Annotated in this window: 17 protein-coding genes; 8 read left to right on the top strand and 9 right to left on the bottom strand. The window is 36.2% G+C overall.

The genetic code is table 11. From position 1 onward, the window contains the following. Positions 1-289 precede the first annotated feature (289 nt). Positions 290-730, top strand: a complete 441-nt coding sequence (locus HP569_RS11805; protein WP_182201376.1) for a GNAT family N-acetyltransferase — start codon at positions 290-292, stop codon at positions 728-730. A 13-nt stretch (positions 731-743) separates the two neighbouring features. On the opposite strand, the gene HP569_RS11800 is transcribed toward HP569_RS11805, so the two are convergent. The 4 genes from HP569_RS11800 to HP569_RS11785 form a co-directional block, all read right to left on the bottom strand. After that, positions 744-1,748 (bottom strand): FecCD family ABC transporter permease, encoded by a 1,005-nt coding sequence (locus HP569_RS11800; RefSeq protein WP_182201375.1) that lies wholly within the window; start codon positions 1,746-1,748, stop codon positions 744-746. Further along, on the bottom strand, positions 1,745-2,731 hold the full coding sequence (locus tag HP569_RS11795) for a FecCD family ABC transporter permease (protein ID WP_182201379.1): 987 nt from the start codon (positions 2,729-2,731) through the stop codon (positions 1,745-1,747). Before HP569_RS11795 ends, HP569_RS11800 begins: the two co-directional genes overlap by 4 nt. Before the next feature lie 163 nt (positions 2,732-2,894). After that, positions 2,895-3,773, bottom strand: coding sequence for an iron-hydroxamate ABC transporter substrate-binding protein (locus tag HP569_RS11790; protein WP_425501869.1), 879 nt, complete (start codon positions 3,771-3,773; stop codon positions 2,895-2,897). Between the two features lie 41 nt (positions 3,774-3,814). Beyond that, entirely contained in the window at positions 3,815-4,624 is an 810-nt protein-coding gene (locus HP569_RS11785) for an ABC transporter ATP-binding protein (protein ID WP_182201373.1), read from the bottom strand. A 137-nt stretch (positions 4,625-4,761) separates the two neighbouring features. Here HP569_RS11785 and HP569_RS11780 point away from each other — a divergent pair, with 137 nt between their 5' ends. From HP569_RS11780 to HP569_RS11760, 5 genes are all read left to right on the top strand, one after another. Then, positions 4,762-5,832 (top strand): NAD(P)/FAD-dependent oxidoreductase, encoded by a 1,071-nt coding sequence (locus HP569_RS11780; RefSeq protein ID WP_182201372.1) that lies wholly within the window; start codon positions 4,762-4,764, stop codon positions 5,830-5,832. Between the two features lie 30 nt (positions 5,833-5,862). Further along, a complete protein-coding gene (locus HP569_RS11775; RefSeq protein WP_182201371.1) occupies positions 5,863-7,233 on the top strand; it encodes an aldehyde dehydrogenase in 1,371 nt (456 codons plus the stop codon). 51 nt (positions 7,234-7,284) lie between these two features. After that, entirely contained in the window at positions 7,285-7,692 is a 408-nt protein-coding gene (locus HP569_RS11770; RefSeq protein WP_182201370.1) for a potassium channel family protein, read from the top strand. A gap of 75 nt (positions 7,693-7,767) precedes the next feature. Further along, positions 7,768-8,496, top strand: a complete 729-nt coding sequence (locus tag HP569_RS11765) for a MerR family transcriptional regulator (RefSeq protein WP_182201369.1) — start codon at positions 7,768-7,770, stop codon at positions 8,494-8,496. A gap of 106 nt (positions 8,497-8,602) precedes the next feature. Continuing rightward, the gene (locus HP569_RS11760; RefSeq protein ID WP_182201368.1) at positions 8,603-8,920 is read left to right on the top strand and encodes a hypothetical protein; all 318 of its coding nucleotides are present in this window, start codon (positions 8,603-8,605) and stop codon (positions 8,918-8,920) included. Positions 8,921-8,983: 63 nt separating this feature from the next. Here HP569_RS11760 and HP569_RS11755 read toward each other — a convergent pair whose 3' ends face one another. From HP569_RS11755 to HP569_RS11735, 5 genes are all read right to left on the bottom strand, one after another. Further along, a complete protein-coding gene (locus HP569_RS11755) occupies positions 8,984-10,087 on the bottom strand; it encodes a phosphomevalonate kinase (RefSeq protein ID WP_182201367.1) in 1,104 nt (367 codons plus the stop codon). Between the two features lie 23 nt (positions 10,088-10,110). Then, entirely contained in the window at positions 10,111-11,091 is a 981-nt protein-coding gene (gene mvaD / locus HP569_RS11750; RefSeq protein ID WP_182201366.1) for a diphosphomevalonate decarboxylase, read from the bottom strand. Positions 11,092-11,109: 18 nt separating this feature from the next. After that, positions 11,110-12,090 (bottom strand): mevalonate kinase, encoded by a 981-nt coding sequence (gene mvk / locus HP569_RS11745; protein ID WP_182201365.1) that lies wholly within the window; start codon positions 12,088-12,090, stop codon positions 11,110-11,112. 66 nt (positions 12,091-12,156) lie between these two features. Next, positions 12,157-13,518 (bottom strand): tripartite tricarboxylate transporter permease, encoded by a 1,362-nt coding sequence (locus tag HP569_RS11740; protein ID WP_182201364.1) that lies wholly within the window; start codon positions 13,516-13,518, stop codon positions 12,157-12,159. Continuing rightward, complete coding sequence (locus tag HP569_RS11735; RefSeq protein ID WP_182201363.1) at positions 13,518-13,769, bottom strand: hypothetical protein; 252 nt, start codon at positions 13,767-13,769, stop codon at positions 13,518-13,520. The genes HP569_RS11740 and HP569_RS11735 overlap by 1 nt, the downstream gene beginning before the upstream one ends. A 257-nt stretch (positions 13,770-14,026) precedes the next feature. Here HP569_RS11735 and pdxK point away from each other — a divergent pair, with 257 nt between their 5' ends. Then, positions 14,027-14,821: a pyridoxine/pyridoxal/pyridoxamine kinase gene (gene pdxK, locus HP569_RS11730; RefSeq protein WP_182201362.1), complete on the top strand. Its 795-nt coding sequence runs from the start codon at positions 14,027-14,029 to the stop codon at positions 14,819-14,821. 97 nt (positions 14,822-14,918) lie between these two features. Continuing rightward, complete coding sequence (locus HP569_RS11725) at positions 14,919-15,374, top strand: DUF2188 domain-containing protein (RefSeq protein WP_182201361.1); 456 nt, start codon at positions 14,919-14,921, stop codon at positions 15,372-15,374. The last annotated feature ends 99 nt before the right edge of the window (positions 15,375-15,473 follow it).

Here is a 15,473-nt window from a genome sequence, read left to right as displayed (position 1 = left end):
CTAAGCAATAAGTAAGAAAATGTAAGAAAGGCTAATAACAAACCATATAAGGATACCTATTTAACTGGAAAATAATGTTTTATATGATAATCTTGACTTTCAATGTTTGCTTAACTTGACGGCTATGGGCCGTGCCCGCGGAAAGCGAGTGTATTTCCTCTACGTTTCAAGCATGAATGTTTCATGAATGTTTGTTTTGATAACAATTATTAAAACTAATGTAAATTAATTACATTGGCGCAACGCTAGTGGGTCAGACCCCCCCGCCCCATCTAGAAGGAGCTATCACATGAAAATAACTCAAGTCACATCTAAAGAACAATGGGAAAAGGTTTATCAACTTCGTAAAGAGGTATTTGTGGATGAGCAAGGCGTTCATATCGAAGACGAATTTGACCAACATGACGATGATCCAAACACCATACATATTTTACTAAAAACAGACAATAGCCCTGCAGCAACTGGACGCTTGCGTTTCGTGAACCAACAAGGGAAATTAGAGCGCATTTGTGTGCATTCTCGCTTTCGAAAGCACGGATTAGGAAAAGAAATTGTTCTTGCTTTAGAAAAGATCGTGCGAGACAAAGGGTTAAATGCAGTTTATTTACACGGTCAAACCCAAGCAGAAAAGTTTTATCATAAGTTGGGATACGAAACAAAATCAGAATCTTTTTTAGAAGATGGTATTCCACACTATGTAATGATGAAAAAATGGGACAAAGGGGACTGACCCCAATGTCTCATTATTTGATTAATAGATAGATAAAGTATGGTGCTCCGATTAATGCTGTAACTATTCCTGCGGCAATGCCATCTGGTTCTAATACATTCCTTCCTATAGTATCTGCGATTAGCAATAATAAACCTCCTAATAGCATGGCAACTGGAAGAAATAACTGAAATCTTGGCCCTACAAGCCTTTTTGCAATATGTGGAGCCATCAATCCAACGAACGCAATGCCACCAGTTACAGAAACTGCCGCAGCTGCCAATGCAACTGCCACACCAATTAAAACAAATTGTTCTCTTGATTTATTTATTCCTAAACCAACTGACACATGATCGTGTAACGTTAAAATATTTAAACGATTTGCTTTATATAAAACAAATGGAAGCAACACCAACAGCCAAGGCAACATGGCTAAAATAAACGGCCAATCCGCACCCCAAATACTACCCGCCAACCAACTAGCAATAAAGTCAACCTTTTCTCTTTCAGCTGAAGAAATAATCACAATCATTACACCAGATAAGGCCATCGATATACCAACACCCATTAATACAAACTTTACTGGTTGTAGTCCTTGATTTTTTTGATAGGAAAGCTTAAAAATTACAATCGCTGTCAAACAGGCACCAAGGAAAGCAACGATTGGTAGTAGATAAACAAAAACACCCGCTTCAACCGGGAAAAACAGAAAAAAAATAGCAATTGCTACACCAGAACCAGCATTTATTCCTATAATCCCTGGATCCGCCAAATCGTTTTTTGTAATACCTTGCAGAATTGCTCCAGAAGTAGCTAGCGCTATACCAGCTAGTATTGTAATCAAAACTCTTGGTAATCGTAATGTAAATAAAATAAATTCTTCTTTCATTGTTCCTTGACCAAATAATATAGGCAGTAATCGACTAACCGGTAGCGAAGCATATCCTAGTGCAATACTAATAAAAAATGTGCAAATAATTGCAAGAAGCAAGATGAGAAGAACAATTCTTTGTTTTTTTATGATCGACGGATGAATCATGAGAAAGCTTTCCCTCCTTTATGCACTAGAAAAAGAAAAAACGGTAATCCGAGTATGGACACAATTGCAGCTATTGGTGTCTCATATGGCGCATGCAACGTACGAGCTAATGTATCTGCTAACAGCAAAAAGCTTGCTCCAATAAACGCTGAAATAGGAATAATAAATCGATAATCACTACCTACCAATGCACGAACAATATGCGGAATCATAAGTCCAACAAAGGTTAGATTACCAACTAATGCAACAGACGCACCTGTTAGAATGATAATAACAAGGAACAAAAGACCCTTAATAAAACGAGTCCGCTGACCTAATCCAACAGCAACTTCTTCGTTAAAACTAAGTATTGTTAAGTGTCTCCCAAGAAATAATGTGACAATCGTTGCACCAATCATACAAGGAATAATAATAACTAATTGGTTCCAATTTGATCCAATCAATCCACCAGCTGTCCACATAGAAATATCTTTTGAAATGTGAAAATACAACCCTATCGCTTCTGCAATAGCACCAAGAAATGCTGAAATAGCAGCACCTGCTAATACAATTCTAAAAGAGGAAAAGCCACCACGTTTGATTGAAGCAATACCAAATACAAGCGATGCACCAACACCGGCTCCAATAAAACAAGCTAATAAAATCCCAAAATAATTAACAGTAGGTAGCCAAGCTAATGTAATTGCCAAAGCTAAGTTTGCTCCTGTCGTTAATCCTAACAAACCAGGATCGGCCAATGGGTTACGAGTTAAGCCTTGCATTACAGCACCTGCGACAGCTAATCCCCCTCCAACAAATATCGCTGCAACTTCACGCGGAAAACGAATTTCCCAAATAATTGAGGCCATATCCGTTTTGCTTGGATCAGTAAAAGCATACCAAAGGTCAACAATTGTAATATCTGCTGCTCCAAAAACTAGAGCGATTAACAAAGCTATTAGCATGAAACCACACGCTAGAATCAATTGAAATATAAACGGCATCTTTTTCAGCAAAAATAATCGCTCCCTTACTCAAGTAACTCCAATATAAAATCTATGTATTAAAGACAGAAATCCATTATGTAAATCTAAATTATTCTCAAATGATTTTAACATAAACATGTAATAAACAGGATTCTAATATATTAGAATCCTGTTTATCCACTTACTCATTCCCTAAAAAACTTTTTTTAAAGAAATCTAATTGATAATCTAATGTGGTTGCATCGTTAAAGTAAAAAGTTTGTGCATCTACTTCATATACACGATCATTTTTTACAGCTGGAATATTTTTATATGTTTCTGTTTCTTGAAAGGATGTGTCTGTTTCAGTATTCTTACTAAAAATCATATAATCACCTGCATATTCAGGCAATACTTCAGGAGAGATGGCATAATAACCGTCAGTTAATGCCATTTCTTTTACCTTCTCTGGCATTTTAAGACCCATTTGTTGATACAGAATCTCTGTGCCACGACCCCAATTGTCTCCAAAAACATATAATTGTTTTTCGAAATTTTCAATTACTGTAACCGTAGCATCTTCACCAATTTTAGCTTTAATATCTTCACCTATACTATTCGCACGCGCTTTAAAATCTTCAACCCATTCTCTTGCTTCTTCCTCTTTGTTTACTAATTTACCAATCTCAATATGTTGGGTAAGATAGTCCACTTTATTGTAGGTAAAAGTAACAGTAGGCGCAATTTCTTTTAGCTTATCTACATTTTTAATATTTGATAAACCGATGATTAAATCTGGCTCTAGTTCCAATAATTTTTCTAAACTCTCATCAGAAACTTCTTCTACATCTTCGAGTTCTTCATCAAAATTTGGATTCATTTTAGACCAAGAATCTACACCAACTAGGTTGATATCTAATGCCATTAAATTCCCTGCGAATGTAGATAATACTGCAACACGCTTAGGATTAGCGGGAACTTCCACTGGACCATTCTCTGATTCATAAGTAATTGTTTCTGCTGCCTTGTTCTCATCTGTATTTTTCGTTTGATTTGTGCATCCCGCTATAAACACGAGCATTACTAGTAATATAAATATTTTTTTCATCATATATTCTCCTCTTAATTTGCCTGTTTCGTTATTGATTGTTTAATAAGGTTATAGGTCATACACATTGGTCGGTTTGAACATGGATCTTGACATACATTCGCATCAATATGAAACACACGTCTTAATACATCATGACAAACGACATCATCAGGTGTTCCTGCTTTTACAATCTCACCTTGTTTCATCGCAACCATATAATCAGCGAAACGAGCAGCTTGATTAATATCATGTAGAACCATAACGATTGTTCTTCCTTCTGTTTGATTTAAATACTGAAGAAGTTCTAAAATTTCTAATTGGTGCGCCATATCTAAATAGGTAGTTGGTTCATCTAAAAATATGATTTCAGTATCTTGTGCAAGTGCCATTGCAATCCAAACCCTTTGACGTTGTCCACCTGATAATGTATCAACAGAATCGTGCTTATAGGAGAGCGTGTTAGTCACTTCTAATGCCCAATTAATCATCTGCTTATCATGCTTTGTTAATCTTCCAAGTCCTTTTTGATAAGGAAATCGCCCATACGATACTAATTCGCCAACGGTCAAATCGGGCATACTTTCTGGTGTTTGAGGCAGAATAGCTAATTTTTGAGCTAATTCTTTTGTGTTTTGGTTATGAATTGAAGCACCATCCAAAACAACCTTCCCTTGATTTGTAGTAATGATCCTAGTCATTGCTTTTAGTAATGTTGATTTCCCACAGCCATTGGCTCCAATAATCGCTGTAATTTTCTGATCAGGAATAGTAATCTCCATATTTCTAACAATCAGGTCATCACCGTATCCAACAGATAACTTTTCTGTAAATAGTCGAGACACAATCGTACCTCCTAACTTTTTGCATTGATAACGATTCTCATTTTCGTTTATAATGATAATATACTTACCATAAGTAAGATTTGTCAACTTAATTTTCAAATCATATGATTTAACATATTAGAAATGGGGTAAATATAGTGACAACAAATACAACATATGACGTAACTATTATTGGTGGTGGCCCTGCTGGATTATTCGCAGCTTTTTATAGTGGTTTACGTGGATTAAAAACAAAAATTATTGAATTTCAACCATACTTAGGTGGCAAAGTACATGTTTACCCCGAAAAAATGGTATGGGATGTTGGAGGTGTCCCACCACTATCCGGCGCCAAATTAATCGAGCAAATGGTAGAGCAAGGATTAACATTTGACCCTACCGTTTTATTAAATACAAAAGTGACCTCAATAACACAAGATGAAAGTAAAATTTTTCACTTACATACTAGTGAATCTGTCACACACACAACAAAAACTGTAATTGTGGCAATTGGTGGTGGGATATTGCAACCACAACGTTTGGAGTTAAACAATATACACCATTTCGAACAAACTAATCTACACTATTTAATGAAACCATTAGCATATTTTAAAGATAAGGATGTCTTAATCTCCGGCGGTGGACACTCCGCTATAGATTGGGCGGCAGAATTAGAACCTTTTGTTAACAAAATTTATTTGACCTACAGAGGTGAGAATTTCAAAGGACATGAAAGAGTTACGGAACAATTATTATCGAGTAAGAAAGTAGCCAGTTTTTTTGAAACAACTATTACTAACTTCACTTCTTCTCAATCAGGAGATACAATTGAACAAGTAGAATTAACTGAGACTAAGACTAACAAAAAACACACTTTATCAATTGATGATGTCATCGTTCACCATGGCTATCTTCGAGATAAAAGTTTACTACAAGATAGTCCATTACCAATTAAACTACATGATGATTATTTCATCGAGGGAAGTTCATCTAGTGAGTCATCAATAGATGGTGTATATGGAGCCGGAGATATTCTTCATCATGATGGTAAATTACACTTGATTGCCGGAGCATACCAAGATGCAGCTAATGCAGTGAACATGGCGAAAAAATATTTGGATCCAGAAGCTGCTAAAGGTGCAATGGTATCTTCACATAATAATAGATTAAAACAAAAAAACAAAATAATTATCGAGCAACAAATGAAAAAATGGGACATCGGGGACTGACCCCAATGCCCCATTTTGGAGGTGGATATATTGGGTCAAATAGATTTACTTTTTGATGATCAGGTAACATTTTTCAAGAACGGGGAAACAAAGTCATTATCTTTTCGGTTTCAGGCGTTGAATAATCTTAAACGAGCAATTAAACAGCAGGAAGATGTGATTCTATCAGCAATCCAACAAGATCTAAACAAATCAGAGTTTGAAGGGTTTCTAACAGAGATTGGAATCTTGTATGAAGAAATAGATTTTATGAAGAAAAGGCTAAAAAAGTGGATGAAACCAAAACGTGTAAAAACAGCACTGACACATATTGGTTCAAAGAGTGTCATTTATCCAGAACCTTATGGCGTTACTTTAATTATTGCACCTTGGAATTACCCCTTTCAATTAGCTATTTCTCCATTAATCGGAGCGATTGCTGCCGGTAATACAGCAATCATTAAGCCTTCTGAATTGACCCCTCACACTTCAGCGGTATTGACACGATTAATAAAAGAAACGTTCGATTCAAATTATATTACTTCAATAGAAGGCGATGCAGAAACAAGTCAGGCTTTATTAAAAAAGCCATTTGATTATATCTTTTTCACAGGTAGTACGCCTGTAGGGAAAATTGTAATGGAGCAAGCAGCAAAAAACTTAACACCAGTTACATTAGAACTAGGCGGAAAAAGTCCTTCTATTGTACATGAAGATGCTAACCTAAAGCTAGCGGCAAAACGAATTGCATGGGGAAAGTTCACGAATGCCGGGCAAACGTGTGTTGCGCCGGATTATATCTATGTGCACGAGCACGTACAGGCTGATTTTACAAAAGAACTTCAACAAGCAATCACAGAGCTGTACGGTAAAAAGCCATTAGACAATCAAGACTTTCCGAAGATTGTTAATGAGAAACACTTCAAGCGTCTGCACCAACTTATCGATAAAGACAAGTTGATCTATGGAGGAAAGTCAGATCAAGAAAAAATTAAAATCGAGCCAACGATTTTAACAAATATTAACTGGGATTCACCAGTAATGAAAGAAGAGATATTTGGTCCAATATTACCTATCATGTCCTATAAAGAGCTATCAACTGTTATTCGTGAAGTATCAGATCAACCAAAACCATTAGCACTGTATCTATTTACAGAAAATAAACAAACCGAACAACAAGTTATTGACCAAATACCTTTTGGTGGTGGATGTATTAACGATACAATTTATCATTTAGCGACACCTTATCTTCCATTTGGTGGGGTTGGGCACAGTGGAACAGGCTCTTATCATGGTAAAGCAAGCTTTGATACATTTAGCCATTATAAAAGCATTTTAAAACAAACAACAAAATTTGATGTACCTTTGCGATATCCTGGATCAGAAAAAGGATTTAAATTAATTAAAAAGTTTTTTAAATAATGTTTATAAACGTGCGATCACGGTGATATACCTATTAGAGGTGAAGACGTGATGGCACATTTTTTTGTTGGAGCAGCAATTATTTTTATTGGTGTAAACCTATATTATTTTTTTATGAATAAGACGTATCGAAAAAGTTATTTTAGTACAGCCTTATTCTTTAAGCTGTTTTTCGTATTAATTGGAATTACCTTTGGATTTTCTGTGCTTTATTACGCACTAGCACAACAAGATATTATATTAGTTGAGTCAATTTCCAATCGTAAACCAATTGATCACAGCTACTCTAATCTTCTATATTTTAGTGGTGTTACCATTCTGTCAATTGGTTATGGCGACATGCTACCAGTTGGACCAGCTAGATTTTTTTCTATCATTGAAGCGGCAATTGGCGTATTATTGCCAACTGCTTACTTCCTCAAAGCGCTTGATCGATCAAAAAAAGAGAATGATGAATAATTTAATTTTATAAATCCCTTGACCCTAACGTTACGTCATAGATTATGCTTAATTTACAAAGGAGGCGAAGAGAAAATGAAAGTCAAAGAAGTAGCTGATTTAGTCCATATTAGTGTGCGCACACTACATCATTACGATGAAATAGGGCTTTTAAAACCGGATAAAATAACTGAATCAGGGTACCGTAACTATTCTCAGAAAAACTTGGATGACTTACAACAGATTCTCTTCTTCCGAGCACTCGATGTTCCTTTGAATAAAATTATAGAAATCATGCAAGATCCAACCTATGATCGAAAAAAGACATTACAGCTACACCGACATAATCTTTTACAAAGACAAAAGCAAATCACTCAAATGATTGAAACAATTGATCAGACATTATTGCATGATGAAGGAGAGATCATGATGACGAACGAAGAAAAATTCAAGGGATTCAGCTTTACTAATGGGAATCCTTACGAAAAAGAAGCAAGGGACAAATGGGGGGATCAAACAGTTGATCAGGCAAATAAACGAATAAAAGGAAATGAAGAAGTATTGACTAATCGAATGAATCAAATTTATGCTGATCTAGCTGCTATTCGTCACATGTCCCCAACATCTGAAGAAGCGCAAGCACAAATTGAAAAATGGTTTTACCTTCTAAATGAAATGGGAAACTATTCACTAGAGGCTTTTGCAGGTTTAGGGGAAATGTATGTAGCAGATGAACGATTTACCCAAAACATTAATCAATTCGGTGAAGGATTAGCGACTTTCATGCGTGATGCAATGAACATTTATGCCAGAAACAATAATTAATTGAGTCTTTCATTCTTATCACTATTAATAAACAAAGATTTTCATTTATTACTAACATCATCCACCATTTCTACAGGAAGTGGTGGATGATGTTTTTTCCAAATTTATGTTAAAATTTAAAAAAGGAAGTGATCTTATTATAACTAATTTTAAGCAATGGTTATTAGACTCTAAAAACGACTTGGCTTGCCTACTCTCCATTCCGATCGTCTTAATATCATTTAATTTAGTATTAGATTCTATCGATCAATTAACTATATTATTAGGAATTATGCTGGCTTTTATCACTTTCATAACCTTTAGATTGATAGAAACAGCAATGCGTTTTATTTTAGGAGATAAAAATAAAGATTTTTCAAATTTACCTTTTCTATTATTAATAGTAATATTCATAACAGCAATAATAAATAATGTGGTTTTTTAATTCTAATTTTGAACTTTTGTCACAAAAAATAATCCATCTATGCGTGGAGCATTCGACGGATCATTACCCTTTAAACTCATTAAGAATCACACTTGTTCCACTAGTAGACGGCTGAAGATCTAAGGCTTTTATTCCAGCTACTTGCCATGCGTCTCTTAATTGTGCGCTTTTGTTCTCACCCTCAACAAAAGCAATGCCACAATCACCACCACCAGCACCGGATGATTTGCCACGACCATATGCTGCAGCAATTTCGGCTAACCTTTCTAATTGAGGTGTTTCAATCTTCACGTTTGCTAATTGACTAATCGAACGTAAAACTGACCGATTATACTCAATTCCATCAAGCACAAGCGAAATCTTATTCTCTTTACAGCCTTGAACAATCAGTTGAACAGCTGCTAAAGAATCCCTCAAAAATGCATGATAGTTTTTTGGATTATTCCTTTGATAACTACGAATTTTATTGACCATTGGAGCGGTTGCTGCCGATTCACCAGTCCACCCTACACAGAACTGCAAGCCTTTAGGTAATTGCAATCGTTCAATATACAGGCTTGGCCACTTTACCGAAACTATTTTCTTGATCGATAATGGTTGATCTAGTTGCTCCAATAACCAAACTCCATCAAACGCAACATAATATAACCATCCACCATATGTAGAAGCGGCTATATCTGCACATGAACCATTTCCCTGTGTTTTAAAATGTGCAATTGATGCAAGTTTAAAAATTTCATCATCCGTTGGCTTTTGTTTTTTCAGTAATGTCAACATAGCTGTTATGACCGCCACAACAATGGCTGCACTAGAACCCAGTCCATATTTCTTTCCGGAATCATCGTCCAGCTCACTAGATACTATTAAATGAAATGGAGTGACTGAATTAGATAAATAACGATAAACCACTTGCATTGCTTGCTGAATAAATCGGAGCTTATTATTGTTCACAGAAAAATTCACTTGTTCATTTTCATATTCCCAAGTAACATTCTCCATCCCTAGCTGCGGCAAATCGATTTGATTACAACTAGCGTCTTTAATTTGCACAGTCATATATCGATTGACAGCAACGACAATACCAGGTTGGTCTGGTTCAGTTACCGCGTATTCTCCTGCAATCAGTAATTTACCTGGTGTTTTGATTTGATAAGAACGAGCTTGCATAAAAGTTCTTCTCCATTCCTAGTTTAATCTGCTATATACGTAATCCCCGGACCTACACGACAGTGATGAATCTCATTAACAACCGGTAAAGCGTTAAGTGCTTCATGAATTTTCTGCTCATCATCAGGCTGACAAACGACCTTTACATTCGGACCAGCATCAATCGTAAAGTATGCTTCAATGCCTTTTTCACGAAGTGCTTGTACTTCCTGCATCACTTCTACTGTCGCACTCTGCCAATACATAAATGGCGGGTTAGCGCCGAGTGTTGTTGCGTGCATCTTCAACGCATTTGCTTCCACCACTTGTCCAAGCTTCGTAAAATCTTTCTCTTGCAGCGCTTCTTTTATCGTAATTAAGTCTTTGTCCACCGCTTCTAACCATCCAGCAAAAAATGGCGACGTTTCTACCGTACGTTTCATTCCCTCTCGAGATAACACTTTCTTAGCCTTTGTCGTTACCTCCACAGACAGTACGCGTAAATCCCAAGCATCTCTATCTAAAATAGGTGTGGCATAACAATCAGAACCATCTGATTCCATCCCTTTTTCCCACTCTACATAACCACCAAAAATCGATCGACTAGCAGACCCTGAACCTTGCCTTGCCAATTGAGATAGCTCACGTTCATTCAGGTTTAAACCTATCGCCTTAGCAGCAGCTGCGGCTAAAGCAGCATAACCTGAAGCAGATGATGCGAATCCAGCAGCAGTTGGGACATGATTTTCAGAAGTTACTTTTGCAAATAATGTTGAATTCGCTTTTTCTCTCACTCGATTTAAAAAAGTAACAACCTTCTTCGTTTCCTTTGCTTCTGCTTCGTTACCATTTAGATAAAATTGATCAGATGTTAGCTGCTCATCAAATTCTACCGTTGTAATTGTATAAAACTTATCTAGCGTTACTGACAAACTATTATTTGTAGGAAGAAACAACCGCTCGTCTCGTTTACCCCAATATTTAATTAGTGCTATATTTGTATGTGCTTTAACCGTTGCTTTCATCATCTAGCTCCTTTAATATTACGATCCACTGACAGATGTTGTGTATTGCTCTTCATCTTGGCCAATTTGAAAGTGCCATGTTTGATCGGCACCTGCGTGCACAAATTTCTCTGCTAAAGCTTTTGCATGAGAGGCATGCTTTGCGAGCGCGATGATGCAGCCACCCCGACCACCACCAGTTAACTTTGCACCTAATGCTCCAGCTTGATTAGCAATTTTAACTAAATGATCGATTCCTGCATCACTGACTCCTAAACTAACCAACTCTCTTTGCGCACGGTTTAATATGTCGCCTAAAACAGAGTGGTTCCCTTCTTGTAAAGCTTTTTTCGTTTCTTTTGTTAAGTGTCCTAACATTTTAATGGACTGTTTTGTTTGATCCGTAATTGATTTATATTTCTCTTTAATGCTTGAAACAGCTGCATGGGTATCACCAATTCGCCCTGTGTCTGCCACAACTAAATGAAAAGCATTTTTAATTTCTACTTCTTCAACTAGTTTACCCTTTTCAAACCAAATTGGAACATCACTACTCACTGCTTCCATATCAATTCCACTCGGGCTACCATGCGCATAGGTTTCCGCTAAATGAACAAGCTCTAATAAATCACTTTTGTCTAACGGTTGATCAAAAAAGTTGTATAAACTACGCACAACAGCAATAGCAATTGCCGCACTAGAACCGAGGCCACGACCAATAGGAATCGTTGACTTGATGTACATTCGGAAATGATTAGGTTCTTTATTAAGCTTTTTGCATGTCTCTTTAATACAAAGTGCAATGCCTTTTAGTTTTTCCGGAATACTATTAAGCGGACCTACATAAAAACTGCTTTCTAACAAAACAGGACCCTCATGTGGTGTCACTACTGATTTCACATGAATAGACGGAAATGGCAAAGCTATTGCTGGCTCACCATATACTACCGCATGTTCACCTACTAAAATCAGTTTGCTATGTGCGCTACCTATTGCTGTTTTCTGTGGTAGTTCTAACATATTGTTGCCTCTCCTTTATTTATCGCGTTTTCTACTATTGTTTTTAGAACTATTCCAACTGCTTCTTTAAGATAAATTCGCAAGTTGCGAAACAATCCACGGTGCAGCGTATAATACCATAAATTGCACACCATAATTGATTCCTAAACGATGCATAAAACCAGCAACTAAACCGATTAATAATACACCACCAATATTAACTAGCCCACCATCCATGAATGCTAATAGTAGAACTAATCCAAAAAACAATCCAAGCATGGCTTCATGTGGTACCCATCTAAAAACAAATGTACAAATTTGTTGTGCGTATTTTACAATGACAAAATACGTTATCCCAATTGCAACGACCGCTCCAATAGTTGCAGCCCAAATAAAGTCGGTATTAGACAGAATATGGTGCATATTATGTTCTAATGTAAACACTGGTGGCGCATTAAACAATGCATTCGCAGGACCAATTGCCACTGGTGACAGCGGAATACCTAGAGCAATTAAAGGGATAAGTGTTCCAGCAATATATGAAGCATTTGTTAGTGCATCCATGCTCGAAATTGCTAGCGAACTCTTCTTTATCGGATCTTTTACACGTGAAGAAACTAATTCTCCTAATAAAATTGTAATACCTACAGGACTTAAAATAAAAAGGATAGATCCGAAGAAAGAAGCTAGTGTACTAATACTTAATTCTTGTTTAGTTAGTATTTTAAAAGGATTCGGTAGTCCTTTATGTTTAGCATCTTTATTTAAAACAATTGATTTTAATCCATAACGTTGCATAGACTTTCGTTTATCTTTATTCAATAACTCAAATAATATCAAAATAACCGGGCCAATTGTAATCCCCAAAAAGAAAGAAACAAAAACATTCGTACCTTCTGGGACTACACCTAAACCCCAATACAAATGACGTAAGCCTTGTATTAGTATAGCAAATGGTACAATCGACGCAAGAGCTATCCACCTATTTCTTGACATTAAGGCTAAAAGAATTGCGCCTCCGAATAGAATTTGATTCGTATAGTTCTGAATCACATCAGAAAAAGGAATTAAGGCGTTTGCCAATAATAAACTTAATGGCACAGCGACAATCGTTCCAATCACAGATCCTGACGCCATCTTTCGAATACTGAGATCAGACTTACCGTATTGCTTTAGAACCAAAGCATGCTCTACCATTGGTGCAGCCATTACGCCCCCTGGCACACCTGCAACAGCAACTGGAATAGAGTCGGTTAGCTTCTTAGCGATAATCGATGCAATGAAAAATGTCAATATAACGATTGGCTCCAAACCTGTTAATACTAAAACCAACGTTACCGGTGCCAATACGGCAGTTTCATCTGTTCCTGGTGCTATACCTATAATTGTATAAATAAGAGTCCCTGCAGCAGCTGCTAGAACCATCTGCATAATTAACGTAATATCCATTATATGTCCCCATTCTCAACTGTTTCAAATTTTCTTTTTGGTTTAATAAGAATACTAGAAATAATAAATCCGACTATTGATCCAATTAAGCCAAAGTATAATGGTTTTGGGGGTTCATTCGGCGCAATAAAATATGCACCTAAAGTAAAAACACTAGTAATAATTAATGCTAAGACTAAATCCTTAATATTTACTAAATCTGCCCATACTTCAATATTTTCTTCTTGTATAGGTTGGTTTTTTTCTTCCATTTCCTTCACCCCTCTATTTGAAAAATAATAAGAACAAACTGAAGTTTTATTATAATGTTATTAGTTAGTGCAAGCAAATATAATTGAGTGATATCGATCACAATTTTACCATGACATAGCCTCATTCTTGAAATGGTTTGCACTTTTACTTTTATATTTAAAAGCAAAGCTAATAGTTATTCTAATTTTTCATCTTCTCTCTAGTGTGATAAAGTATATTTAAATATAAATTTCTGTTCGATTTGGAGGGCACTATTTTGAAAAAAACACTAACACTAGCTGGTTCTGATTCTAGTGGAGGAGCTGGCATTCAAGCAGATTTAAAAACATTTCAAGAGCATCAAGTTTATGGCATGACTGCACTAACTTCTATCGTTTCTATGGCACCAGAGAATTGGAGCCATCAAGTAACACCTATAGAAGTAGCAACAGTTGAAAAGCAACTGAAAACGATCCTATCTGTTGGCATTGACGCTATGAAAACAGGTATGCTTGGATCAGTTGATATTATAGAACTCGGTGCAAGAGAAATCAAAGCACATGGCATTGATAAAGTCGTTATTGATCCAGTGATGGTTTGTAAAGGTGACGATGAAGTATTACAACCAGAAAATACAGATGCGATGCGCGAGCTGTTATTACCATTGGCAACTATTACAACACCTAACTTATTTGAGGCAGGTCAATTAGCACAGACAGGGCCACTAAAAACAATTGATGATATGAAACACGCTGCTGAAAAAATTATTGCATTAGGTGCACAAAACGTAGTAATCAAAGGCGGTAAAGCATTAGATCACGATAAAGCCATTGATTTGTTTTATGACGGTAAAGAACATACAATTCTGGAGCATGAAAAAATCCATACAAATTATAATCATGGCGCTGGTTGTACATTTGCTGCTTCAATTACTGCTAATCTAGCAAATGGGAAAACAGTTAAAGAAGCTGTCATTTCTGCAAAAGATTTTGTTCACGAGGCTATTAAGCACGGTTGGAAATTAAATCAATTCGTCGGTCCAGTAAAGCATGGCGCATACAATGATAAATAAATTTTCTGAAAACGAAGTCGATTGGCTTCGTTTTTTCAATAAAGTATAGTTTATCAATAGTGTTTAAGGGTAAATCCTCTAAAAAGGAGGAATTATAATGCCTTGGGACACTACCGATTATCCAAGCTCTTTAAAACATTTAGATACTGCCGTTAGAAAAAAGGCCATATCTATAGCAAACGCCATGGTGAACGAAGGTTACAGTGAATCACAAGCAATTCCAATCGCTACAGCCCAAGCAAAAGAATGGCATAAAAACGCTAGCGAAAAAGAAAGAAACAGTGTCTTACAATCGAGTGATGAATCCTTAATAGAACGAGATCGCGAACCAGAAAATGCCCGTCCTGAATTAATGAAAAAAGGAGAGCATGTCGTTCCGCACAAAGATGGCTGGGCTGTAAAGACTCAGGCAGCAAAAGTACCATCAAATGTTTATACAAACAAAAACGATGCGATTAATAGAGCAAAAGAAATTGCTAAAAATAAAAAAACAAGTGTAATTGTACATTTTAAAAATGGACAATTAGAATATAGACATGATTACTCAAAATAATTTAAAAATAGTTAATAATATAGCAAGGTACCGTTGTAGAAGGATTAACAAGACCAATCCACCTCTAAAACGGTACCTTTTGTACTTTTTAACTTTATA

It is taken from the genome of Paraliobacillus salinarum, assembly GCF_014083865.1.
Classification (GTDB): Bacteria; Bacillota; Bacilli; order Bacillales; family Amphibacillaceae; genus Paraliobacillus; species Paraliobacillus salinarum.
This window is presented reverse-complemented; position numbering and strand designations above follow the sequence as displayed.

Bases quoted from the DNA above. Each gene is read 5' to 3' on its own strand.
- HP569_RS11805 (WP_182201376.1), top strand. From the start codon at position 290: ATGAAAATAACTCAAGTCACATCTAAAGAACAATGGGAAAAGGTTTAT.
- HP569_RS11800 (WP_182201375.1), bottom strand. From the start codon at position 1,748: ATGATTCATCCGTCGATCATAAAAAAACAAAGAATTGTTCTTCTCATC.
- HP569_RS11795 (WP_182201379.1), bottom strand. From the start codon at position 2,731: ATGCCGTTTATATTTCAATTGATTCTAGCGTGTGGTTTCATGCTAATA.
- HP569_RS11790 (WP_425501869.1), bottom strand. From the start codon at position 3,773: ATGCTCGTGTTTATAGCGGGATGCACAAATCAAACGAAAAATACAGAT.
- HP569_RS11770 (WP_182201370.1), top strand. From the start codon at position 7,285: ATGGCACATTTTTTTGTTGGAGCAGCAATTATTTTTATTGGTGTAAAC.
- HP569_RS11765 (WP_182201369.1), top strand. From the start codon at position 7,768: ATGAAAGTCAAAGAAGTAGCTGATTTAGTCCATATTAGTGTGCGCACA.
- HP569_RS11760 (WP_182201368.1), top strand. From the start codon at position 8,603: ATGTTAAAATTTAAAAAAGGAAGTGATCTTATTATAACTAATTTTAAG.
- HP569_RS11755 (WP_182201367.1), bottom strand. From the start codon at position 10,087: ATGCAAGCTCGTTCTTATCAAATCAAAACACCAGGTAAATTACTGATT.
- mvaD (WP_182201366.1), bottom strand. From the start codon at position 11,091: ATGAAAGCAACGGTTAAAGCACATACAAATATAGCACTAATTAAATAT.
- mvk (WP_182201365.1), bottom strand. From the start codon at position 12,090: ATGTTAGAACTACCACAGAAAACAGCAATAGGTAGCGCACATAGCAAA.
- HP569_RS11740 (WP_182201364.1), bottom strand. From the start codon at position 13,518: ATGGATATTACGTTAATTATGCAGATGGTTCTAGCAGCTGCTGCAGGG.
- HP569_RS11735 (WP_182201363.1), bottom strand. From the start codon at position 13,769: ATGGAAGAAAAAAACCAACCTATACAAGAAGAAAATATTGAAGTATGG.
- HP569_RS11725 (WP_182201361.1), top strand. From the start codon at position 14,919: ATGCCTTGGGACACTACCGATTATCCAAGCTCTTTAAAACATTTAGAT.